Origin of the sequence: Sulfitobacter sp. HI0129, assembly GCF_001635395.1 — a bacterium.
Taxonomy (GTDB): domain Bacteria; phylum Pseudomonadota; class Alphaproteobacteria; order Rhodobacterales; family Rhodobacteraceae; genus Sulfitobacter.
On sequence record NZ_LWGH01000149.1, the window covers coordinates 1 to 272 of the forward strand.

1 protein-coding gene is annotated in these 272 nt (G+C 61.8%); it reads left to right on the top strand.

Annotated features, from left to right (window positions below; all coding sequences use genetic code 11):
- A partial coding sequence (locus A3764_RS01400; protein ID WP_150122034.1) for an alcohol dehydrogenase catalytic domain-containing protein occupies positions 1–272 on the top strand: 272 nt, incomplete at both ends.

The following is a 272-nucleotide window of genomic DNA, read 5'->3' on the forward strand; positions in this document are numbered from 1 at the left end:
ATACGGACGAATTCACCCGTTCCGGCGACGATCCCGAAGGGATCTTCCCCGCCATCCTCGGCCATGAAGGGGCGGGTGTCGTACTGGAAGTGGGCGAAGGCGTGACCACGCTGGAGCCGGGCGATCACGTGATCCCGCTCTACACTCCCGAATGCCGCGAATGCGAATATTGCCTGTCGGGCAAGACGAACCTTTGCCAGAAGATCCGCATCACCCAAGGCAAGGGCCTGCTGCCCGATGGCACGACGCGGTTTTCCATGCTCGATGGCACA